This window comes from Aquincola agrisoli, assembly GCF_036621135.1.
GTDB lineage: Bacteria > Pseudomonadota > Gammaproteobacteria > Burkholderiales > Burkholderiaceae_C > Aquincola > Aquincola agrisoli.
On record NZ_JAZIBG010000036.1, the window covers coordinates 428,102 to 450,717 of the forward strand.

The window sequence follows — 22,616 nt, forward strand, 5'->3', positions numbered from 1 at the left end:
GGGGTCTCGCATCCGGCACGCTTTTACCGCCTCGACGCTGCACGCTCGAACACCATGCGCTTTACGTCAGGGCGGAGCAGGCCGCGGGCGCGAGTTGATGCGCGGAAGTCGAGCGACAACGTCGGGCAGCCCGTTGCTTGGACACCTCACCTGACGTCACATCACGAGGATGTGTTCGTGGATGCGATTGAGCAGGTCTTCGAACGGCGGCTGGCCAAGGTAGTAGAGCGCCGCAGTCTTCTGGTACTCGCCGCTGAATAGCTGCCGCTGGGCTGCGTCTTCGAGCCGGAAGGCCGCGTTCTTCGCAATCTTCAGTTCGTCGCCGCTGCGGAAGCGCTGCTGCTTTCGCTCTTCGTACGCGGCCTGGCCTAGGAATTCCTGGACCTCGGGCAAGTCGAGCAGGCAATAGACATCGTAGTAGTGCCGCAGGAAGTTCTTGGGGAACTCCTGGGCAGCATCGAGGCGTCGGTACTTGGTCGAAATCGTCTGCAGCTTCTCGACGAAGGTGTGCGTCGGCGCATAGCAAGGCACCTGCTGAGCGCGGTTGTCCGCAACCTTCACCCCTCGGGCCACCGCCGTGTCGTAGGCCCAAGACGAGATCGTCACCGCGCGATTTGGCGCCGTGTCGTCGAACCCCAACTCCAGCAGGATGCCGGTCTTCACGCCTTCCAAGGCTCGGCTGACGGTGGGATAGATGAGGCGGACGCCGGCGCTGCGCAGCTTTTCGTCGTCGAAGGCGGTGTCGCGCTCCCCGCTCAAGACTCCTGGAATCTTGATCTCTACCGCCAGCCAATCGTAGAAAGCACGCCGCGATTCAACATGCGCGGGCTTGTCCTGGTTCCTCCCTGTTCGCACCTCCATCGACTCCGGTGGCTCAATCCGGATGTCGATGTCTTCCGAGAATCGGTGGATGACACCGAAGCCTTTGGAGAGCGAGGTACCGCCCTTCAGCTCGAACCGGAAGCCCTGGGACTGCAGGCCCCAGAGGCAATGCATGATCCAGTAGTCCTTCTCGACGAGTACAGGATCGATGCCTCGTTCGTCGGCCACGATCGAGACGAGCTGCGTGAAGTCGCGTCGGTCGTGCAGGAAGTTAGGCATGCAGCCAGGCCGCGAGGCGCTTCTTGGTTGCCATCGAGCCGTAGCTTTCGACGGCCCGCAGTAGCCGCTGTCGATCAAAGGAACCCGCTCGGGCCTGGGCGCGCTGCAACAACGCAGCCTGGTCTTCCGCAAGATCGCCGAGGTTGTTCAGCGCATCGACGAACAGAAACTCGGGCGAAAGCTTCTTTGGGAATCGCGGCTTCATGCGGAAGTCGAACTGCCGGTTGCCAAGCTTGAACACACCGTGGCGCTTGTGGTTGTAGACCAAGGTGCGGTTGTAGAGCTGGGTGGTGCCCAACCCCACAGCGTTGTAGGCCGAGGGAGAGAACACCAGGAAGCTCTTGTCGCGCAGGAAGCCGCCCACGACTTGTTCATCTGCGGGCGGCAGCGGCCCAAAGCTGGATTGCTTCGGCGCGTGGTACAGGCCTTGAGCGAGCTTTTTCAACCTGCCGGAAGCCACCAGCTCACGCAGATGTCTGTCCACGGCGGTGGACATGCGTGCCAGGTCTTCCCGCCGGTAGACGCGCCCGGCCTGCAGCTCGTCTGCAAGATGCGCAACTGCGCCTCGCAGGGAAGACTCGGAACGTTGAACGGTGGCCGACATGGTTCAATTTTCATTGAAATTCCATGCATTCTACAGCTATTGACGGCGGCGTGCATGCGGCCGCGAGAGGCCACTGGTCGGCGCCACAGCCTTCGTTGGCTTCAGGGACGCCAGAGGGACGCGCCAGAGGCGCGGTCAGCGTCCACAACGGCTCATCTTGTGGTCGACAACAAGATGACTGGAATTTACAATTAAACTATGCTAAGGCTTACCCCCCAACAAGTCGCCGAAGTGGCGCAACTGTCCGACCAGACGCTGCGGCACTGGCGCAGCGTGCTGCCGCCGCTTGCGGGCCTCAACGGCTACACGCCCTGCTTCACACCCGGCGACGCGCTGGCGCTGCTCGTGGTCCGCCATCTGGTCAAGGTTATGGGCATCGGCGTCGGCGCGCTCGCCGGCGCCTCCATCGACCTGTTTTCCCTCTGCCGCAGCACTAGTTGGCCGCAGCTCGCGGACCGCCGACTCCTTGTCCAAGTTGAACAAGGCAAGGCGATTCTGCTGACCGGCGAACCCGACCTCGACACACCGGCAGTCCTGGTTCCCATGAGGCCTTTTGCCGAGCAGCTGCAGGCCGCTTGGGCCAGCAGCTTCCCAGCGCTGGAGCAACTCCCCCTCCAGTTTGGAGCCGCCATCGTTCCTCCACGGCTAGCGCGGAGGGCTGGGGCATGAGCACCATGAGCGTAGAACTGACCGCATCCGACGTTGCATTCGAGCCCCAAGTCCTGGCGGGTGTCGGCGCCGCAACGGCCGACCTGGGCCCAGTGTGGATTCTCGAAGAGGTTGCAGGCCATCTGCGCGCCCAAGGGAGGAAGGGGGGGGTCCCGCGCATGCGGCTCTACCACCTCGTCGGCGATGTACTCAAGGCTGCCGGCGAGCAGGAGTTGGGCGAGGACGCCTCGCGCATCGATACCGCGATGTCGCTGCTCGAAACCGCAAAGGCGCGCACGGGGGTTGTCGTCTGCAGCTTCCGCACGGTTGCCGCCGCTCAAATGGTGGAGCGCCTGGAGGCGGACAGCCCCGCATCCCTCCACTACGTGATCGAGATCGACCCGACGCGAAAGCTGGAGTTCGCGCGCGCGCGGGACGGCGTGCGCACCTCTCCTGCCCAAGAGCGCGTCGATGCAGCGAGCTGGCAGCAGGTGAGCCTGAGCAAACCCGCCGGCGCCTCCGAGTGCTACGCAGCAAACCTTGGCAAGACGGCGCTCGGCGGCGTAGAGGAGCTGACCTGCTTTGCTCTGTCCATCGGAGGCATCACGGGGTACCGCCGGGGCGTCCTCGTGGGGGTAACGTCACTCGGCCTTGACGACGGGCTCAAGAAGCTGGCGCAGTTGCTGGCCTGGACGCGATGGGTTCGGCTCGCTGCCCGCAAGGCTAAGCGGGAGCGCGCTGCGACAGGCGCAGAGACTGCCCGAAGGACTGAGGCCGCAGACCGCACAGCTCCTCTGAAGATCCTCGTGCGGGCCAACCGCAAGATTGCTGCAGGTCACGACGCGAAGGCCGCCAGCCAGCGCTCGCAGTGGCTCGACCAGCCTGTGCAATTCAGGCAGCGCCTGACGGAGGGCAAGAACACGCTGAACATCGTGGAGCTTTTCGCGGGCGCCGGAGGCATGGGGCTGGGCTTCCTGAGCGCGCGAACGGCCGATGGGCGCGGCTATCGCATCGCAGGCTCGGCCGAAATCCATCCCATCTACACGCAAACGCTGAGGCAGAACCATGCCTATATGCAGAAGGCAGGGCTTACGCCAGCCGACACTACGCCGGCCGCGTACGCCCCGATGGATCTTTGTTCGGCCCAGGTCAGGTCTCATCTTGGAGCGATGGCAAGGGAACGCGGAGACGTCGATGTTCTGATCGGCGGCCCACCATGCCAGGGGTTCTCCAGCGCCAACCGCAACAGCTGGTCGAGTTCCAACCCCAACAACCGGCTGGTGGACGCCTTCCTGGACTGCGTGTCGCAGATGGCACCCAGGGTGCTCTTGATGGAGAACGTGCAGGGAATACTGTGGACGCCCAGAGAAGAGGCCGACGCCGATCTGAGCGTGGCTGCGCACGTGCTGGAGCGCCTCGAAGGCATGGGCTACCTCGTTTTTCCCAAGCTGCTTGATGCAGTTTGGTACGGCGCCCCCCAGAACCGCAATCGGTTCTTCCTGCTCGGCATCCACAAAGACGTGGGCTATTCGTCGGAAGACTTTGGCAAGTGGGGACCGTTCCCAAAGCCCAGTCATGGGCCCGGTACAAACAAGGCGTTTGTGACGGTGCGCGATGCCATTGCAGATCTGCCGAAGCTGGGCAATGGGGAAGCACTGACGGAGCGCAGCTACGAGGAGGATGCGAACCGCCTTCAGCAGAACGCGTTCCTCCGAGCCATGCGCGCCGGCGCTCCGAGGGGAATCATTTGGGACCACGTCACATCACGGCACGCGGAGTACGTCATCGAGCGGTACAAGGGAATTGGCCAAGGGCAGAACTGGCAGGCGGTCCGCGATCTGATGACCAACTACGCCGACGTGGAGCGAACGCATAGCAACATCTATCGTCGACTTGCCTGGACGGAGCCGGCGATCACGATGGGCCACTACCGCAAGAGCATGATCATCCACCCGGCGCAGCATCGAGGCCTTTCGCTTCGGGAAGCGGCGCGGCTGCAGTGCTTCCCCGACTGGTTCCGTTTTTCCGGCACAGCCTCCGGAGCAGAAGGCGGGTTGATGCACAAGCAGCAGCAGCTTGCGAACGCTGTCTGCCCCAATGTCACGAAGGCGGTTGCAGAGTTCATCCTCAAACTCTGACCGATACCAATAACTTCAGGGGGACTTTCATGCCGTTGAGCGATGGTGCCAATGACCAGGTCGGGCAGCTGGCCGAGCAGATTCACGATTCGGTGCGAGCTGGGAGAACACCGGAGGAGGCTGCAGCGCGCCTTGCAACTCTGCTGCCCCAGGCTCTGGTTGAACAAGCCCTTCAGAAGTACCGCGATGCCAGCCGTCGCGTGTGGACGATGAAGGAGCCCGGGAGCATCTACAACAAGCACATCGACCCCTGGTACCTGGGCCCCGACCCATCCGACCGCCTATGGCATTCGTACGAAAAGCACCTCAGAACCAAGGGGTGGGACGCCGAATCCATCAAGGACATTGATGCTGCGTCGACCCGTGTGGTTTCCCTGCTCGACCCTCCGGGCAAAGCACAGATTCGCACGCGCGGGCTCGTACTGGGGCACGTGCAAAGCGGCAAGACCGCCAGCTTTACAGCAGTGATCGCGAAAGCCGCCGACGTCGGCTACCGATTCATCATCGTGCTCTCCGGGATGAACAACGTCCTGCGCTATCAGACTCAGCTGCGCATCGACGAAGACCTGATAGCCGCCAACCTGGAGCACTGGATCACCGTCACGAACGTAGAAGACGATTTCGCAGCCAGCACCAACGTCAATTCCTTTCTGACTGAAAAGCACTCGACCAAAGTGCTTGGCGTCGTCAAAAAGAACAGCGCCAGGCTCAAGCGGCTGCACAGATGGCTGACGGGTGCTCGACCCGAGGTGCTTCGCGCCTGCCCCGTCCTGATCATCGACGACGAGGCAGACCAGGCCAGCCCGAACTCGCATCCAAAGCCGGATGAACGGACCAAGATCAACGAGTGGATCGTCAAGCTCCTCGCGGACCTGCCAAAGGCGGCATACGTCGGCTACACCGCCACCCCCTTCGCCAACCTGTTCATCGACCCCACCCTGCCGGAGGATCTGTATCCCAGGGACTTCATCGTCGACCTGCCGCGCGGAAACGGCTACTTCGGCGCGGAGCAGCTGTTCGGACGCGCTCCTCTCGATGAAACAGAAGACCCCGTAGACGGCCTGAACGTAATACGCCTGGTCCCCGAAGCCGAGGGCGCGCAGCTCAAGCCGCCGAACAGAGACGCCCGGTTCACCTTCGTCCCTGACATCGTGCCTACGCTCCGCGAGGCGATGCTGTACTTCTGGATGGCAGCCGCCGCACGGCGCGTGCGAGGTCAGCGCGGCAAACACGCCTCCATGCTCATTCACACCACCCAGTACGCGGCGGTGCACCGAAACGCCAAGGGCGTTGTAGACGCGTTTCAGAACACCGTGCTCAAGCAGCTTCAAAAGGGCGACGCTGCATTGATCGCTGAACTCGAGGCGCTGTGGCTGCGCGAGCAGGCAGCCCTGCCTCCGGAAGATCTTGGGTTGAAGCCGGTTGCCTTCGGCGATCTGATGGGGCACCTGGCGGCTGTAGTCAAGCTGACTGAAACCAAGGTGGAAAACGGCACCAGCCCGACCCTGGACAGAGTGGACTATCAGCCGGACGCCGATGGCAACGGCCGCATCTACATCGTGATCGGCGGCAACGTGCTGTCCCGCGGTTTGACTCTCGAAGGTCTGACGGTCAGCTTCTTCATCCGCTCGGCCTCTGCCTACGACACGCTGCTCCAGATGGGGCGCTGGTTCGGCTACAGACCAGGCTACAGCGATCTTGCCCGCGTGTGGATGACTCAGGAGCTGCGCGACTACTTCTACGACCTGGCAAGCGTTGAACGAGAAATTCGCCAGGACATCTCCCGGTACAAAAACGGAGACGTCACGCCCATGGAGTTCGCGGTCCGCGTTCGGCAGCATCCGGCGCTTGCCATCACGGCGAAGCTCAAGATGCAGCATGCGGTTTCCGCCAAGATGGCGTTCAACGCGCGGGAAGTTCAAACCATCGTCTTCCGCCACGAAGACGCCGCCTGGCTGAATCAAAACCTCGCCGCAGCGCGCGCCCTGATCGCGCGCATTCGTGCGGCCGGCATTCAGCAGAAGACTGTGGAAGACAAGCCGCACAAGGTGTTCTTCGATGTCCCTTCGACCCAGGTTCTCCAGTTTTTGAACGAATACGCCATCGACATCAACAACAGCGAGATGCCCAGCGGACTGCTCCAGAGCTACATCCGCGAGCAAAATCAGCGCGGCCACATTACGACCTGGACCGTTGGCGTCGTCACGCGGTCCGACCCGCGGCCCGAGCTGGGAACAATTGACCTCGGCCTGGACGCGGAGGTGCCGCTGGTCAATCGCGCGCGCTCGCTGCGCGAGAGAAGCCCCCAGGTGGTTGACATCAAGGCTCTGATGTCGGAGACCGATGTCGCCCTCGATGTGCCCCAGTCCGCGTCCGAACTTCGCGGCAAGGACCGCGAAGCCCTGCGGGCCCTTCGCGACGAAGCTGCCCCGGACCGCGGGTTGCTGCTGCTGTACCCCATTGGCAAGGATTCGATGCCGCGCAAGGGGAGCAGCGAACGCGCCCCGCTTGGCGCGGTCCAGCACGTCATCGGGATCGCACTGGTCTTCCCGGACGTCCCGCAGAACGATCTGACCCCGCAGAACTACATGACCGTCGAACTCCCTGACGTCGGCAGCGAGATGATCGACATCGACGACCTCGAAGACATGGTCGAGGCTGACGAATGACGGAGGGCGGTGCTCAGAAATCTCAAGACGGATGGCGCCAGCTCGAACTCAGCCCCGATGTGCCCACCCGCGGGGAGTTCCGCGTCTTCGACACGGGGCTGTCCACCGCTCACGGCGCAGCGCTGCTGGCAATCGACGCGTCCGGGCTCCGGCACGTCTTGGTTCCGGTTGCCGCGGACTTTCCTGCTGCGCACGACCGGCGAAGCGGCGGCGTGCATCTGACTACGCGTCCGCTCGTAGACGCGTCGGGCCAGCGCCAGTATCTCGATCTTGCCTGCCGAAAGGCCCACCTCAACAACGTCTTCACTCATCTGGCAGACGAGGTGCTGGGCTTGCTGCGGGACGGCTCGGCTCCACCGCTGCAGGCCTGCCGCCAAACGCTTCAGCGCTGGCGCGAACTGCTGGACCGCGAATCCTCCAACATTCTTTCAACCGAAGCCCTTTGCGGGCTGTTCGGCGAGCTGTGGCACTTGGCGCGGATTGCGGCACTGAATGCCCAAGGCGTTTCGGCGTGGCACGGCCCTCACGGTGCACGGCACGACTTCGCTGTCGGCGGCGCCGCGCTCGAAGTGAAGACCACACTGCGCCGAGACGAATGGAAGTTCCGCATTCACGGCCTGACTCAGTTGGAACTGCCGCCCGACGCCCAGCTCCACCTGTGCGCGATGCGGCTGGAGGCAAACGGCGCGTCGGGTTCCACCGTGCCGGATCTGGTCCAGGCCGTGCTGTCTGCGGGCGTTGATCGGCGCGATCTGACCGACCGGCTCCTGCAGGCGGGGTATGACCAGCGTGATGAGGCGCACTACCGGCAGCTTCGGCTCGACGTTGTCGACTGGCGGCTCTACGAAGTCTCGTCATCGTTTCCGCGGCTGACGCCGGCCTCCTTCAACCCGCCGGGGACTCCGCAAGGGGTGTCGGATGTTCACTACACCGTAGATCTGGCCGCATCGTCCGGCGCCCCCCTCCAGCCCGATAGGCTGGCCAGCCTTCATGCGACCCTTGCAGGAGGCGGTAATGCCGGCACCGCTGGACCTGCAGTCTGAGCCGTTTTCTGCGACGGGCGGCGCAGCTGCCGAAGGGGTGTCGAATCAGCTCGGCCGGCCGCGTGCCGATAGATTCACGCTGCTGGTTCGAGAGGCGGTTCAAAACAGCTGGGATGCGCGGCTGGGAGACGACGCCGGGGTGCAGTTCCACATTGACGGGGCGCTTCTCGACCAGGCTGCGCGGCGGCAGCTGGCCGCGCAGGTTTTTGCGAACGTCCCCGCTGCGGTCGACGTGCGGGCGCGCCTTCTCGCCGACGGCGACCTCCCAATACTTGCCGTCAGCGACTTCGGCACGCGCGGACTGAGCGGCCCCACTCGCGGGAACGTGGTTCCGCTGCCCGGCGAATCGACAAACTTCGTCGACTTTATGCGCTACATCGGCCGGCCGCCGAACCGTACGCACGCGGGCGGAACCTACGGCTTTGGCAAAGCCGCCTACTTCCTAGCCAGCTCGCTCAAGACCATCTGCATCCATACCCGCTTCATGAACGGGCACGGCGTCGAATCCAGGTTCATGGCTGCCGCACTGGGGCCGCAGTTCGAAAGCAGCGGCCCCGACGCCCGGCGATTTACCGGGCGCCACTGGTGGGGCCGGCTGGCGCCGGACGATGTCGTCGATCCTGTCGTCGGCCATGAAGCCGACGCACTGGCGCAGCTGCTGGGCGGCATCCAGCGCGCCCCGGATGCGCTGGGCACCACGGTCTATGTACTCGCGCCCGACTTTGAAGGGTCCAGCCCTTTGCAGGTCCTGCAGCAAATGGGACGCGCGGTCATCGACTACTTCTGGCCGAAGCTCATCGACGGCCCAGGCCAAACGCCGACCATGATGTTCAGCGTCCGCTGGCAGGGCGTCGAACTGCCGCTGCCAAAGCTGCACGAAGAGCCTGAGCTGGCGCTGCTTGCGCAGGCTTTTGCCGCAGCTGCATCCGGAGTCGCTGCTGCGGGCGCGGTGCTGGAGCCTATTGCTTCTCAGAGGCCGAAGAAGCTGCTGGGGCGCCTTGCGCTTGTTCGGCGTCCAGGAGATTCGGTGCCCTCGCCGCCTGCGGAGGGCGGTGCTGACGGAAATGGAGCCGAGCTGTACCAGCGGCAGCTCAGGCGTCCCATGCGCCAGATTGCCTTGATGCGTGCGCCCAACTTCGTCGTGAAGTATGTCGACGGCCCGTTGGTCCCATACGAACTGGCTGAATACGCGGGCGTGTTCCGCGTCGATGCCGACGCAGACGCTGCATTTGCCGGTGCAGAGCCGCCGACCCATGACGACTGGGTTCCCGATCTGCTTTTGAACGCCTCCGAGAAGACCTACGTGCGGGTCGCGCTTCGCCGGGTGAAGGAGGCTGTCGAAGCATTTACCGCCCCGCCGCCCATCGCAGCCGCCGCGTCGGGCGTTCACTCGGTTGCCGGCTTCGCGCGCCTGCTCGGCGGACTCGTTCCTTCGCTGGGTCACGCAGCCTCCGGACCGGCCGGTCCTGCGGGCGGCGGAGCGGGATCCAACGGGCAAGGCCGGTCGGGCGCACGGCGCGGCGGCGCCGGAGCGCCGAGGACGTCGTTCGTCGGCGAGCCGGCAATAGAGCTCGTGGACGGCATCGCATCAATGGTCGCTCGATTCGAAGCGACAAGCCCGAGCGGTGAGGCCGTCCGGGTTGTAGCGCTGCCCAAAGTGCTCATTGCCGACGGCTTCGAAAGCGAACCGCCGCAGGGAGCGCAGCAACCGAGGGTGCTGAAGTGGATAGATCCAGCCGGGGCAACAGCGGCGAGCGGCACAGCCAGCTGCGTGATTCCAGCCCGCAGCGGAACATGGACCCTCGTGGTCAGCATTCCCCCCGACGCCATGATTTCCGTTGAACTCAAGGCGGAGGCGGCGGGATGAGGACAGCGACCGCATCTCCCTACAGGAGAGCAGCAGCCCATAGGCTGACCGCTGGAAGATGGGAACTGTTGTCCGCAGACGCGGCTGCGCCCCTTCCCCTCGCGCTGCCTGGCCTGGACTACGGCTCGATCCTTCGACTGCGCAGAGAAGTCATCATCGACGCCGCAGGAATCCGCGCCGACTGCGGCCTGGCCAGCGACGCGCCGCTGCTGGCCGCAGCGAGCTGGTCAAGCCCAGGCACGATGCTGCGCCGCAGATTGACCAGCACTCCTGTATCCGAAGAAGACGGCGTGTGCATCGTTGAACTGACAGGCGCCATCGCCGGCACCGACATCTCCACGTCGCTGCACATTGACACTGCGGTCTTGGCTGCCTCACGCCCGGCCTCCCCCGCCCCGCTTTCTCCACGGCACGCGGGTGCAGTCCTGCTGCAGGAGCGGCAGACGATTCAGCTGGACACGCCCCACTCCCTCTTTCCGATTGAGGTCACCGACTTCAGCAGGGGCTTTTGGGCAAATCCAGAGGCCGGCTGGCGGCTGTCTTGGAACGTGTGTGCGCTGGATCAGCCCTTTCTCGGCTCCGTGCGCTTGTTCGTCAACGCAGCGCATCCGCGAGTAGTGCATGCGGTCTCAGGCGAGGCCCCCAGCGCCGAGGCATCCGCAATCCGCTCGGCGATCTACTTTGACACCGCCCGGGCGCTGGTTCTGGGTGCACTGGCCAACGAGGATTTCGTTGAACGCGACGGCGACTACGCTGAGGGCAGTTGCGGCAGGATCATCTACGCGATGATCCAAATGCTGTTTCCAGGCGACGGGGCTGCGGGCTTGGCGGCCGCGGCAGGCCAGCGGCCGGACTACTTCAACACGGACCTGCAGGCCCGGCTGCGACTGTTTTGGAGCTGAGAGTGTTTCTGTTCCCTCAGCTCCCCCATCATGTTGCACTTGAGATCGTCGGCACTGCCCGCTCGGCATCTGTTCAAGCCCTTGCCGCTGCGTCGGCTGTTGAGCACGCTGCATGCGTGTACACGCCGACGGGCGGAGTGCGGGCTGCACCAGCGGCGCTGACCAAACTGCGCAGCGATGTCCTGGAGCTGGCGGCGGCCCAAGGCTACCCCGATTCTCCGGATCAACAGCAGGCCGCCGACTTCGACGCAGCAGCGGCGGTCGTGCTTGCCGAACAAATGCAAATCGCGCCCGCCGAGGCGGCGAAGGGCGGCGTGTGGGAGTTCTTGTCCTGCGTTCTCCTGCCGGACGTGGTTCGCTGGCGGTTCGGCGGAACCGGAGGGTCTGCGACTCCGCTTGAGCGATTCGTTTCAGGCCGCCGCAACGTCTTTCAGCGTCTTTGGTGGCGGGCCTTTCACCTTTCGCCTCATGTGCCCGAGGGCGGCCTTCTGGAGGAACTTCTGCGCGCCCTGGGAGAGGATGAGCTGGTGCAGTTAATGGAGCGCCCGTCGCTGGCGGGGATACAAGGCCTGCCCGGCGCCGTCGCAGCCGGACTTCTCGCTGCCTCGCAAACCTACTCCGACCTCACCCGGCGACAGTTGATCCGGGAGGCGCAAAAACGCCTTCTACGGCTGTCCTCATTCGTATCGTTCGAGTCAATCGATGCGAGTGAAGTTGACCGCCACGTTCACACCGTCTTCGAGCAGGTGGCGGATTCGCTGCCCCGCCACAACTCGCCGCCCTAGCTGCAGGCTCACCGCCATGGCCGACAACATGACGATCGAGCAGCGGAGCATGACCATGTCCCGCATTCGCGGCCGGGACACCAAAGTCGAGCTTGCGGTTCGCCGGGAGCTCCATAGACGCGGATACCGCTTCCGCGTCAATGCTGCGTGGCTTGCGGGCAAGCCCGACATCGTCTTCACGAAAATCAAACTTGCGGTCTTCGTGGACGGCGACTTTTGGCACGGCTGGGAATTCGAGCGCCGGGGCGGAAAACTTGCCCCCTATTGGCGGGAAAAGATCGCCGGAAACATGGCTCGGGACCGCAGGCATGCAGCGGCACTGCGGGCCGAAGGCTGGGCGGTGATGCGCATCTGGGAGCACGAGGTCGAGAAGAGCCTGCAGCGCTGCATTGCACGCATCGAAAGGAAAGTAGCACAGCTGCGGAAGGCGAGTCAGTCGTGAGCTTGCGCGTTCTTGCCAACAATCATGCTCGCCGCGTTCAACCTACTGAGGCGATCCTCCTGCATGCAGCATGCTGCATGCTGCATCCTGCCCGGAGGGTGCGGTACTTTCGCCGAAAGAGTTCGCGCACCTGGGCAACCCCTCCGTCCTGTACCGAGCACTCTGAAGGCTCACGCGCGATGGAAAGCTGGCACGCGTGGCGCGGGGAACATACGTCGCGGCGGTGTCGAGCCGCTTCGGCGTGCGAATGCCATCGGCCGAGAAGGTCGTGCAAGCCCTGGCCGCCCAAGCCGGGGAAATGGTGGCGCCTCACGGCGGCAGCGCGGCAAATGCGCTGGGCCTGACACAGCAGGTCCCCATCCGAGAGGTATACGTGACCACGGGGCGCACCCGGGTGCTCAAGCTCGGTCGCGCCGAAGTCGTGATCAAGCACGCCCCGGTCTGGATGTTCTCGTTGGGGTCCGGTGCGGCCGGCGCTGCAGTTCGAGCCTTGGCGTGGATGGGTCCTGCCCATGCCGCCCCATCTTTGAAGAAGCTGCGACGGACGCTTCCTTTGAAGGAATGGCGGGCTTGGTTTGTGGGCGCGCCGCCCTGCCTTTATGGATGGCGCAGGCGATCAGCGAAGAAGCGCTTCGCGCCTGACCAAACCCGCAATATTCGGCGGACGCCGGATATTTACTGTGCAGTGAATATCGTCGGACGCCAATCCTTGTGATCGGTATGCGACCTCTCAGCTGGATATAATCACAGTCCAACGCTCTGATGCGTTTGGAGAATTCGCGATGACTCGCAAGCTCTTTCGGCCTGGCGGTGAACTTGGTGTTCGCGACTTGGGCGGCGACCGTTACAAAATGAGCATCGCTGTTCCGAAGGATGCCGACGGCCGCATCGCGCGGGAGTGTCCGGACCAGCAGTGTTCACCGGGGTACTTCAAAGTCACCCCGGGTACAGGCATCACGAATCACCACGGCCGAGCCTACTGCCCCTGCTGCCGCTGCGCGGCCGAGCCCAACGACTTCGCCACGCGAGAGCAGCAGCGCTACGCGAAAGACCTGGTGATGCGAGAGGTGCAGAAGAACGTCAACGGCGTCATCAAGGATGCGTTGGGGCTGGGCACGAACGGCCGGAGAAAGTTCGGCGGCGGGCTGATCTCCTTTGAAATGAGCTTGAAGGAGTCGCCGTTGCCGCACGTCCGCCGCCCATTCGAGGACGAGGTGCGGCGCGACGTTGTTTGTCCGCACTGCACGCTGGACCAAACCGTTTTCGGCTTGGCTGTGTGGTGCGCGGACTGCGGGGCCGACATATTCGTCGAGCATGTGGATGCTGAGATTGCGGTTGTGCGTCGGATGCTCGACGACGTCCAGCGCCGACGTGAACTGCTTGGAAGGCGCGTCGCCGCAAAGGACCTGGAGAACTGTGTCGAGGACGGCGTTTCGCTCTTCGAGGCGGCAATGCGAGCCCTGGCCCGCGTTGGCCTGAAAGAGCGCGGCATTTCGGCTGAGGATGCCGATCAGCGGGTGTCGAAGCTGGGAAACGCCTTCCAGAACATTGGTCGCACACGGCAGCAGCTTGCTGATCTTTTCTCCATTCCTTTTCCAGAGACGGGACCCTGGACGATCCTTGCGGCAGCCTTCGAGAAGCGGCACCCGATAGCACACAACCTCGGCGTCGTTGACCGCAAGTATCTGGAGCGCGCGCAGGCTGCAGAGCGGCATGGCCGCGAGGTGCGGATTACTGCCGCAGAGATTGAAACCATGCTGGCAGCGATCCGCGAGGCGGTTGCGTTCGTGCATTCGGGCATCAGGTCATTGGCCGCAACCGACGCGCAGCCGGATCAGGCTGCAGAGCAGCTTTCGAGCGAGTGAAATTGAGGTGCGCGCTGTGTGGCCTGCGCCGCGTGCCCGGTTCCGAGCAGGCCTGTGGAGTCTTCTTCTCAGAAAGGGTTCGATATGGCCACACTGCCGAAATTCACATTGGGGTACGACAAGAAGCAAGACGAGTGGCAGCTGAAGAACGGGGCGAAACAAGTGGTCCAGACGTTTGATGCCAAGGCCGATGCATTGCAGGGCGGCGTTCTTCAGAAGGCGGTCGGAACGGGCGGCGGCTCGGTGCAGATTCGCAAGCAGGACGGCACCATTCAGCAGGAGCGCACGTATCCCCGCTCTGCAGATCCGAAGCGTTCACCCGGTTGATCGAACCATCTGATTGAGCGTCTCGGCTTCGCCGCCGGGCTCGCGGGCTGCGCCCCGGGCTTCGTGCCGAATCCCGACCATCCGGCTTTGATCCCTGACGCCTTCGCGGCGATGCCGCTGCGCGGTGCGCTTGCCGGGGTGCGGTGGTCTGCGATGGGGCGGTCTTGCTGTGCCCTTTCAACCTATCACGCCGTTCTTGCCGTCAAAGGCTGCGCGTGCGCTGCACGCTGGCGTCCTGGCAGCCGTCTGTCGGCTGCGCCTTCGACCCCTGACCGCTTGCGCTGCGGCGTGAGGGGCCGGTTCCGGGCAATCCCGCCCGATTCCGAACCGGAGCCGATCATGTCGCAGCTGTCTTCTTCCTCTTTCTTCGATTCCTCCCTGCTCGTTCGCGACGTTGCGGGCAGCTACCGGCCAGCCGATGCCGGCGAGGTGCTGCAGGCGGCGCTGCGCGTGCTGGCAGGCCAGCTGCGCGGCACCCAGATAACCCTCCGGAACCCCGCATGAATCCTAGCTTCTTGAGGATTTTTTACCGTCAAGACCAGTCGGAGGGCTGACGGTAGAAATTCTAGCGCGCCAGGCTGCAATCTGCCTACCGTCAGATCTACCGTCAAATCGGTCCGCTTGCCAGCGAATAATGTCGATAGACTCCGAGAGATTAATCTTTATAAATCAACGGCTTATATTCGATTCTCGATAGTCGCGGATAGCCTCGGAACCTATGCTGACTATTCCCACTCGATCGTCGCCGGCGGCTTGCTGCTCACGTCGTAGGTCACCCGGTTGATGCCGCGCACCTCGTTGATGATGCGGCCCGACACCTTCTTCAGCAGGCCGTAGGGCAGCTCGGCCCAGTCAGCGGTCATGAAGTCGCTGGTCTGCACGGCACGCAGCGCGACGACGTAGTCGTAGGTGCGGCCGTCGCCCATCACGCCCACGCTCTTCACCGGCAGGAAGACGGTGAAAGCCTGGCTGGTGAGGTCGTACCAGCTCTTGCCGGTGGCCTCGTCCTTCCACGCCCGCAGTTCGTCGATGAAGATGGCGTCGGCGCGGCGCAGCAGGTCGGCGTATTCCTTCTTCACCTCGCCGAGGATGCGCACGCCCAGGCCTGGGCCGGGGAACGGGTGGCGGTACACCATCTCGGGCGGCAGGCCGAGCGCCACGCCCAGCTCGCGCACCTCGTCCTTGAACAGGTCGCGCAGCGGCTCCAGCAGCTTCAGGCCGAGCTGCTCGGGCAGGCCGCCCACGTTGTGGTGGCTCTTGATGGTGACGGCCTTCTTGGTCTTGGCGCCACCCGACTCGATCACGTCGGGGTAGATGGTGCCCTGGGCCAGGAAGGTCGCGCCCTTGTGGCCGGCGCCACCCGCCTTCAGCTTGGCCGCCTCGGCCTTGAAGACCTCGACGAACTCGCGGCCGATGATCTTGCGCTTCTGCTCCGGATCGCTGACGCCGGCGAGCTGGCCGAGGAACTGCGCGCTCGCATCGACGTGGATGACACGCGCGTGCAGCTTGCCAGCGAACATCTCCATCACCATCTTGCCTTCGTCGAGGCGCAGCAGGCCGTGGTCGACGAACACGCAAGTGAGCTGGTCGCCGATGGCACGGTGGATCAGCGCGGCGGCCACGCTCGAATCGACACCGCCCGACAGGCCGAGGATCACTTCCTCGTCGCCCACCTGCTCGCGGATCTTCGCGACGGCTTCGGCGATGTGGTCGCGCATGACCCAGTCGGGCTGCGCCTTGGCGACCTGCAGCACGAAGCGCTCGAGCATCGCCTTGCCCTGCAGCGTGTGCGTGACCTCCGGGTGGAACTGCACGGCGTAGTAGCCGCGCGCCTCGTCGGCCATGCCGGCGATCGGGCAGCTCGGCGTGCTGGCCATCAGCTTGAAGCCGGGCGGCAGCGTGGTCACCTTGTCGCCGTGGCTCATCCACACCTTGAGCATGCCGTGGCCTTCGGGCGTGCCGAAGTCCTGGATACCCTCGAGCAGCTTCGTGTGGCCGTGCGCGCGCACCTCGGCGTAGCCGAACTCGCGGTGGTCGCTCCACTGCACCGCGCCGCCGAGCTGCACGGCCATCGTCTGCATGCCGTAGCAGATGCCGAGCACCGGCACACCCAGGTCCCACACGGCCTGCGGCGCCCGCAGCTGGTGGTCCTCATAGGTGCTGGCATGGCTGCCGGAGAGGATCACGCCCTTGGGCGCGAACGCACGGATGAAATCGTCGCTGACGTCGTTGGGGTGGATCTCGCAGTAGACGTGGGCTTCGCGCACGCGGCGCGCGATGAGCTGGGTGACCTGGGAGCCGAAGTCGAGGATGAGGATCTTGTCGTGCATGGCATGGACCATTCAGGGGTGGACGTCGGCGCGCCGCGGGGCGCCCACGGGGGCGGCGGGCCGGCGCGCGAAGTGCCGCCAGGCCAGCAGCGTGGCGATGGCCTGCAGCAGCGCGCAGAAGTAGAACGGGGCGCCGATGCGCCAGTCGCCCCGTGGAAGGTGGGAGACGAAGCCGAGCATCGCCGCGCCGATGACGGGCGCGGCCACGGCCATGATGCTGTTGATGGAGGCCATCGCGCCCATGGCCTTGCCCTGCATGTCGGCGCCCGCGGCGTTGGAGACGATGCTCTGGATCGCCGCGGTGACCGCATAGCCGGCCACGTTCACGATGATGAAGAGGTACATCATCCAGCCCTCGGTGGCGGCGCCCCAGCCGATGTAGCACAGCGCGGAGGACACCATGCCGGCCAGTGCCAGCCGCTGCGGCGAGAAGCGCTTGAGCAGCACCCGCATCAGGCCGCCCTGCACGATGGCCATCATCATGCCGATGGCGAAGAGCGACCAGCCGTTCTCCCGCGGGCCCCAGCCGAACTTGAAGTCGGTGTAGAGCACCCAGGTGGCATGCAGCATCAATTGCGCGAGCAGCGCAAAGGGCATCGCCGCCACGAGCAGGCCGACCCCTTCGAGCTGTGACAGCCCGCGCAGCGCACCGACCGGGTTGGCCTTGCGCCACTCGAAGGCGCTGCGCCGTTCGGGCGGCAGCGACTCGGGCAGCACGAAGAAGCCGTAGAGCCAGTTGCACACGGCCAGCGAGCCGGCGACGTAGAACGGCAGGTGCAGGTCGATCGCGCCCAGCAGGCCGCCCATCACCGGCCCCAGGATGAACCCGACGCCGAACATCGCCCCCAGCAGGCCGAAGCGGCGCGCGCGGTCCTCGGGCGGCGTGATGTCGGCCACGTAGGCGTTGGCCACCGCCGCGTTGGCCTGCAGCGCCCCGCTGACCAGCCGCACCGCGATCAGCATCCACAGCGCATTGGCGAGGCCGGTGACGAAGAAGCTCAGCGCCAGCCCGCTGAAGCCCAGCAGCAGCACGGGCCGGCGGCCGAAGCGGTCGGACAGCGCGCCCAGCACCGGCGCACCGAAGAAGTTGGCGATGCCGAAGGCGAACGACACCGCGCCGAACCAGAAGGCCTGGTCGGCCTGGCTGCCCGTGAAGGTGCCGACCAGCGGCGCAAGCACGGGGATGATCAGGCCGATCGACACCATGTCGATCAGCACCGTGATCAGGATGAAGGGCATGGCCGCAGCGCGACGCGAAGCCTTCGGCCCGCCGGCCGGCGTGCCCGGCTCGCGCGCGTCGGTCGCCATGGTCACTCCGCGCGGTAGTTCGGCGCTTCCTTGGTGATCTGCACGTCGTGCACGTGGCTCTCGCGGATGCCGGCGGTGCTGATCTCGACGAACTCCGCCTTGGTCTGCATCTCCTCGATGGTGCTGCAGCCGCAGTAGTGCATCGAGGCGCGCAGGCCGCCGGCCATCTGGAAGATGATGCCGACCACCGAGCCCTTGTAGGGCACCTGGCCTTCGATGCCTTCCGGCACGAGCTTGGCGGTGTTGGGGTTGTTGCCGCCTTCCTGGAAGTAGCGGTCGGCCGAGCCCTGCTGCATCGCGCCGATGGAGCCCATGCCGCGGTAGCTCTTGTAGCTGCGGCCCTGGTAGAGGATGACCTCGCCCGGCGCCTCCTCGGTGCCGGCGAAGGCGCCGCCCATCATCACCGTGTCGGCGCCCGCGGCGATGGCCTTGGCCAGGTCGCCGGAGAAGCGCACGCCGCCGTCGGCGATCAGCGGCACGCCCGTGCCCTTGAGCGCCTTGGCGACCTGGTCGATCGCAAAGATCTGCGGCACGCCCACGCCGGTGACGATGCGCGTGGTGCAGATCGAGCCCGGGCCGATGCCGACCTTGACCGCATCGGCGCCGGCCTCGACCAGCGCCAGCGCGGCGGTGCCGGTGGCGATGTTGCCGCCGATCACGTCGACCTGCGGATAGTGCTTCTTGACCCAACGCACGCGGTCGATCACGCCGGCGCTGTGGCCGTGCGCGGTGTCGACCACCAGCACGTCGACGCCGGCCTTGACCAGCAGGTCGACACGCTCTTCAGTGCCCTCGCCCACCCCCACCGCGGCACCCACGCGCAGCTTGCCTTGCGCGTCGCGCGCGGCGTTGGGGAAGGTGGTCTGCTTGGTGATGTCCTTGACCGTCATCAGGCCGCGCAACTCGAAGTTGTCGGCGACGACGACCACGCGCTCCAGCTTGTGCTGGTGCATCAGCGCCTTGGCTTCGGCGAGCGAGGCGCCTTCCTTGACCGTGACGAGACGTTCGCGCGGCGTCATGATCTGCCGCACCGGCAGGTCCATGCGGGTCTCGAAGCGCAGGTCCCGGTTGGTCACGATGCCGATGACCGTCTTGCCCTCGACGACCGGGAAACCCGATACGCCGTGCTGCTCGGACAGTGCGATCACTTCGCGTACGGTGGTGTCGGGGCCAATGGTGATGGGGTCTCGCACCACACCGGACTCGTAGCGCTTCACCCGGGCCACCTCGGCCGCCTGCTGCTTGGCGGTGAGGTTCTTGTGCACGATGCCGATGCCGCCTTCCTGCGCCAGCGCGATGGCCAGGCGGGCTTCCGTCACGGTGTCCATCGCCGCGGAAACGAGCGGCAGGTTCAGCGTGATGTGGCGGGTGAGGCGGGTCGAGAGGCTGGTGTCGCGCGGCAACACCTGGGAGAACGCTGGCACCAACAACACGTCGTCGAAGGTGAGGGCTTTGCCAAGAAGGCGCATGAGAAAGCTCCAGTCGCAAAGCGCGATTATAGGGAAGCCCGGCGCATTTCCGCCGCGCACCGGATCGGGCCGCTACACTGCGCGGTTATCCGTTTCACGGCTTCCGCCCAGAGCGCCATGCACAGCTGCTCCCTGTTCGCGATTGCCGGCCTGCTGTTGGCGTTGAGCAGTCCGGCGGCCCATGCCCAATGGGTGTGGAAGGACAACAGGAACCAGGTCCACGCCAGCGACCTGCCGCCGCCGCGCGACATCCCCGACAAGAACATCCTCCAGCGGCCCACGCCGGGCAATCCGCCGCGTGCAGCCGCCGCAGCGCCTGCGCCGTCGGCCGTGGCCAGCGATGCCCGGCCCGAGCCCAGGCAGCGGGTCGACCCCGAACTCGAAGCGCGCCGCCAGCGCGCCGAGCAGGAGCAGGCGGCACAGCGCAAGACCGAGGAGGCGCGCCAGGCGGCCCAGCGCATCGAGAACTGCAACCGTGCCCGCGATGCCCTGCGCCAGCTCGAAAGCGGCATGCGCATCGCGCGCATCAACGAAAAGGGCGAGCGCGAGATCCTCGACGACCAGGCCCGTGCCGCGGAGACGCAGCGCGCCCGCGACGTGGCCGCGTCGGAGTGCCGCTGACACGGCCCCGCTGAGCCGGGCGCCGCGCCGTCAGCGGACGCGGTTGCCCCGATAGCGCAGCCTGCGCGCTTCCTTCGGATCGACCTGCAGGGGCCTGTAGACCTCCACCCGGTCACGGTCGCGCAGGGGCTGCGCCAGCGTGGCCGGCCGCCCCCATACGCCGATCCGGGCGTCCTCGATCACCAGCCCGTGGCGCTGTGCGAACCCGCTGCGCTCCAGCGCCTGCCGCACCGTGGCGCCCTGCGGCAGGTCGAGCGCGATGCGGTCGACCACGTCGGCCGCCGGGCTGTAGGCCAGCTCGATGCGCATCGGCAGGTGCCGGGCTCAGCGGCCGCCGTACACCGCTTCGGCACGCTTGACGAAGCTGTCGACGAAGGTGTTGGTGATGCGGTCGAACATCGGGCTCACCGCGAGTTCGAGCGTGCGGCTGCTGAAGGCATAGCGAATGTCGAACTCCACCTTGCACGCAGTGCCCTGCGCCTGCGCCAGCGGCTTGAACAGCCACAGGCCCTCCAGCGACGAGAACGGCCCGTCCACCAGCTGCATCTCGACCGACTCGCCGGGCACATGCACGTTGCGTGTTGTGAATGCGTGGCGCACCCCCAAATACCTGAGGTGCAGGCGGGCCGTCATGCTCGTGTCGTCGCTCGCGAGCACCTCGGCCCGCTCGCACCACGGCAGGAACTTCGGGTAGTCCGCCACCGCCACCACAAGCTCGTACATCTCCTGCGGCGAGTACCACAGCAGGACCGACTTTTTCACGTGCTTCATAGAATGCAAGGATTGTAGAGAAGCCTCCCTGATGAGCAACATCGCCGAGAACCGCCGCGCCCGATTCGAATACCACCTCGAGGAACACTACGAGGCAGGCATCGTGCTGGAAGGCTGGGAAGTCAAGGCCGTGCGGGCCGGGCAGGTGCAACTCACCGACGGCTACGTGCTGATACGCGACGGCGAGCTCTTCCTCATTGGCTGCCGCATCAATGCCCTGCGCACCGCCAGCACCCACGTGCACCCCGAAGCGGACCGCACGAAGAAGCTGCTGATGAAGAAGGAGGAGATCAAGCGGCTGGTGGGCAAGGTCGAGCAGCGCGGCTTCACGCTGGTGCCGCTCAACCTGCACTACAAGGGCGGGCGCGTGAAGGCGGAGATCGCGCTGGCCAAGGGCAAGGCCGAACACGACAAGCGCAACACCGAGAAGAAGCGCGACTGGGAGCGCGAGAAGGGCCGCCTCATGCGGCACAAGGTGTCCTCCAAGCCCGCCAAGGACTGACGACCCCGCCCCGCTGGGCCGCTGCGGCGCCTCAGCCCAGCGCCCGCAAGGCCTGCGTCGCGTCGGCGATCAGGTCGTCCACCGCCTCCAGCCCCAGGCAGAAGCGCACCAGCGTGCCGCGGTACGGCGTCGGCAGGCCGCGCATCTCGGCGGCCTGGTACGGCACGGCCAGGCTCACCGGCCCGCCCCACGACCAGCCGATGCGGAAGCGCTCCAGCGCATCGACGAACGCATCGACCTGCTTCGCGCTGTAGCGCGGGTCGAACTCCACCGTCACCAGCCCCGCGGCCGCCTTGCACAGCGCCGCCCAATGTGCATGCCCCGGCGAGCCGGGCATGGCCGGGTGCAGCACCCGCGCGAACTCGCCGCGCGTGCCGCACCATTGCGCGAAGCGCCGCCCGGCGGCGTCCTGCGCGGCGTAGCGCAGCGGCAGCGAGGGCAGTGACCGCAGGATCGCCTCGACGTCGTTGAGGCCCACGCCGAACCCGAGCCGGCTGTGCGCCCAGGCCAGGCGGTGGTGCAGCGCATCGTCGCGCGAGACCACCGAGCCCATCAGCACGTCGCCGCCGCCGGACGGGTATTTGGTCAGCGCATGCACGGTCAGGTCGACGCCGAGCGCAAACGCATCGAACGCCAGGCCGGCACCCCAGGTGTTGTCCATCGCGATGACCGCCTGCGGCGCCTGCTCGCGCACCGTGCGCACCAGGGCCGGCAGGTCGGGGAACTCCAGCGTCACCGAGCCCGGCGCCTCCAGCCACACCAGCCGCGTCGCCGGCGTGAGGGCCGCGGCGAGCGACGCGGCATCCATCGGGTCGTAGATGCCGTGGGTGATGCCCCAGCGCGACAGGTCTTCCTTCGCGAAGCGGCGGCCCGGGCCGTAGGCATTGTCGGGCAGCAGCAGGTGGTCACCCGACTTCAACAGTGCGATGTCGACCAGGGTGATCGCCGCCAGCCCGCTGGGCGCGAGGATGGCGTGCCGGCCGCCCTCCAGCGTGGCCAGGCGCTCCTCGAGCACGAAGGTCGTCGGCGTGCCGTGCAGCCCATAGGTGTAGGCCGACTTGTCGATCCAGCGGCTGCTGCGCATCGCCGCGGTGTCGGCGAAGTACACGGTCGACGCCTTGAAGACGCCCTGCGTGGGTGCCTCGAATGCGGCCGGGGGCCGGTAGGGATGGTGGATGAGGCCCGTGGAACGGCAGGTGATGGAGTCGTCTTGCTCGCTCATGG

22 protein-coding genes are annotated in these 22,616 nt (G+C 65.6%); 14 read left to right on the forward strand and 8 right to left on the reverse strand.

What is annotated here, in order from left to right; all coding sequences use genetic code 11:
- Positions 1–156 precede the first annotated feature (156 nt).
- Together V4F39_RS18570 and V4F39_RS18575 are read right to left on the reverse strand one after the other, a co-directional pair.
- On the reverse strand, positions 157–1,101 hold the full coding sequence (locus V4F39_RS18570; protein ID WP_332291276.1) for a nucleotidyl transferase AbiEii/AbiGii toxin family protein: 945 nt from the start codon (positions 1,099–1,101) through the stop codon (positions 157–159).
- Entirely contained in the window at positions 1,094–1,705 is a 612-nt protein-coding gene (locus tag V4F39_RS18575) for a hypothetical protein (RefSeq protein ID WP_332291277.1), read from the reverse strand. Before V4F39_RS18575 ends, V4F39_RS18570 begins: the two co-directional genes overlap by 8 nt.
- Before the next feature lie 231 nt (positions 1,706–1,936).
- Between V4F39_RS18575 and V4F39_RS18580 the strand changes: the two genes are divergently transcribed.
- From V4F39_RS18580 to V4F39_RS18635, 12 genes are all read left to right on the forward strand, one after another.
- Positions 1,937–2,374, forward strand: coding sequence for a hypothetical protein (locus V4F39_RS18580; RefSeq protein WP_332291278.1), 438 nt, complete (start codon positions 1,937–1,939; stop codon positions 2,372–2,374).
- Complete coding sequence (locus V4F39_RS18585; protein WP_332291280.1) at positions 2,371–4,491, forward strand: DNA cytosine methyltransferase; 2,121 nt, start codon at positions 2,371–2,373, stop codon at positions 4,489–4,491. The genes V4F39_RS18580 and V4F39_RS18585 overlap by 4 nt, the downstream gene beginning before the upstream one ends.
- A gap of 29 nt (positions 4,492–4,520) precedes the next feature.
- The gene (locus V4F39_RS18590; protein ID WP_332291282.1) at positions 4,521–7,160 is read left to right on the forward strand and encodes a Z1 domain-containing protein; all 2,640 of its coding nucleotides are present in this window, start codon (positions 4,521–4,523) and stop codon (positions 7,158–7,160) included.
- Positions 7,157–8,203 (forward strand): PD-(D/E)XK motif protein, encoded by a 1,047-nt coding sequence (locus V4F39_RS18595; protein WP_332291283.1) that lies wholly within the window; start codon positions 7,157–7,159, stop codon positions 8,201–8,203. Before V4F39_RS18590 ends, V4F39_RS18595 begins: the two co-directional genes overlap by 4 nt.
- Positions 8,175–10,070, forward strand: coding sequence for a hypothetical protein (locus V4F39_RS18600; protein WP_332291284.1), 1,896 nt, complete (start codon positions 8,175–8,177; stop codon positions 10,068–10,070). The genes V4F39_RS18595 and V4F39_RS18600 overlap by 29 nt, the downstream gene beginning before the upstream one ends.
- 68 nt (positions 10,071–10,138) lie before the next feature.
- Entirely contained in the window at positions 10,139–10,972 is an 834-nt protein-coding gene (locus V4F39_RS18605) for a hypothetical protein (RefSeq protein ID WP_332291285.1), read from the forward strand.
- Positions 10,973–10,974: 2 nt separating this feature from the next.
- The gene (locus V4F39_RS18610) at positions 10,975–11,757 is read left to right on the forward strand and encodes a DUF6339 family protein (RefSeq protein ID WP_332291287.1); all 783 of its coding nucleotides are present in this window, start codon (positions 10,975–10,977) and stop codon (positions 11,755–11,757) included.
- 16 nt (positions 11,758–11,773) lie between these two features.
- Positions 11,774–12,199 carry a very short patch repair endonuclease gene (locus tag V4F39_RS18615; RefSeq protein ID WP_332291288.1) on the forward strand — a complete coding sequence of 142 codons (426 nt, stop codon included), beginning with the start codon at positions 11,774–11,776 and terminating at the stop codon, positions 12,197–12,199.
- A 223-nt stretch (positions 12,200–12,422) separates the two neighbouring features.
- The gene (locus V4F39_RS18620) at positions 12,423–12,914 is read left to right on the forward strand and encodes a DUF6088 family protein (protein WP_332291289.1); all 492 of its coding nucleotides are present in this window, start codon (positions 12,423–12,425) and stop codon (positions 12,912–12,914) included.
- Positions 12,915–12,981: 67 nt separating this feature from the next.
- Positions 12,982–14,064: a hypothetical protein gene (locus tag V4F39_RS18625; protein WP_332291290.1), complete on the forward strand. Its 1,083-nt coding sequence runs from the start codon at positions 12,982–12,984 to the stop codon at positions 14,062–14,064.
- 84 nt (positions 14,065–14,148) lie between these two features.
- A complete protein-coding gene (locus tag V4F39_RS18630) occupies positions 14,149–14,391 on the forward strand; it encodes a DUF2188 domain-containing protein (RefSeq protein ID WP_332291291.1) in 243 nt (80 codons plus the stop codon).
- Positions 14,392–14,730: 339 nt separating this feature from the next.
- Complete coding sequence (locus V4F39_RS18635) at positions 14,731–14,895, forward strand: hypothetical protein (protein WP_332291293.1); 165 nt, start codon at positions 14,731–14,733, stop codon at positions 14,893–14,895.
- A gap of 221 nt (positions 14,896–15,116) precedes the next feature.
- Here V4F39_RS18635 and guaA read toward each other — a convergent pair whose 3' ends face one another.
- Genes guaA through guaB form a run of 3 tightly spaced genes read right to left on the reverse strand, consistent with a single transcriptional unit; the run spans position 15,117 to position 19,498 of the window.
- The gene (gene guaA, locus V4F39_RS18640; RefSeq protein WP_332291295.1) at positions 15,117–16,721 is read right to left on the reverse strand and encodes a glutamine-hydrolyzing GMP synthase; all 1,605 of its coding nucleotides are present in this window, start codon (positions 16,719–16,721) and stop codon (positions 15,117–15,119) included.
- Positions 16,722–16,733: 12 nt separating this feature from the next.
- Positions 16,734–18,029 (reverse strand): MFS transporter, encoded by a 1,296-nt coding sequence (locus tag V4F39_RS18645; protein ID WP_332291297.1) that lies wholly within the window; start codon positions 18,027–18,029, stop codon positions 16,734–16,736.
- Between the two features lie 2 nt (positions 18,030–18,031).
- Positions 18,032–19,498 (reverse strand): IMP dehydrogenase, encoded by a 1,467-nt coding sequence (gene guaB, locus V4F39_RS18650; protein ID WP_332291298.1) that lies wholly within the window; start codon positions 19,496–19,498, stop codon positions 18,032–18,034.
- 117 nt (positions 19,499–19,615) lie between these two features.
- On the opposite strand from guaB, the gene V4F39_RS18655 reads away from it, so the two are divergent.
- The gene (locus V4F39_RS18655; RefSeq protein WP_332291299.1) at positions 19,616–20,119 is read left to right on the forward strand and encodes a DUF4124 domain-containing protein; all 504 of its coding nucleotides are present in this window, start codon (positions 19,616–19,618) and stop codon (positions 20,117–20,119) included.
- A 30-nt stretch (positions 20,120–20,149) separates the two neighbouring features.
- On the opposite strand, the gene V4F39_RS18660 is transcribed toward V4F39_RS18655, so the two are convergent.
- Positions 20,150–20,428 (reverse strand): RnfH family protein, encoded by a 279-nt coding sequence (locus V4F39_RS18660; RefSeq protein ID WP_332291301.1) that lies wholly within the window; start codon positions 20,426–20,428, stop codon positions 20,150–20,152.
- A gap of 15 nt (positions 20,429–20,443) precedes the next feature.
- Positions 20,444–20,890: a type II toxin-antitoxin system RatA family toxin gene (locus V4F39_RS18665; protein WP_332291302.1), complete on the reverse strand. Its 447-nt coding sequence runs from the start codon at positions 20,888–20,890 to the stop codon at positions 20,444–20,446.
- A 31-nt stretch (positions 20,891–20,921) separates the two neighbouring features.
- On the opposite strand from V4F39_RS18665, the gene smpB reads away from it, so the two are divergent.
- On the forward strand, positions 20,922–21,392 hold the full coding sequence (gene smpB, locus V4F39_RS18670) for an SsrA-binding protein SmpB (RefSeq protein WP_332291303.1): 471 nt from the start codon (positions 20,922–20,924) through the stop codon (positions 21,390–21,392).
- Between the two features lie 31 nt (positions 21,393–21,423).
- Here smpB and V4F39_RS18675 read toward each other — a convergent pair whose 3' ends face one another.
- On the reverse strand, positions 21,424–22,614 hold the full coding sequence (locus V4F39_RS18675) for a PLP-dependent transferase (RefSeq protein WP_332291304.1): 1,191 nt from the start codon (positions 22,612–22,614) through the stop codon (positions 21,424–21,426).
- Positions 22,615–22,616: the final 2 nt, after the last annotated feature.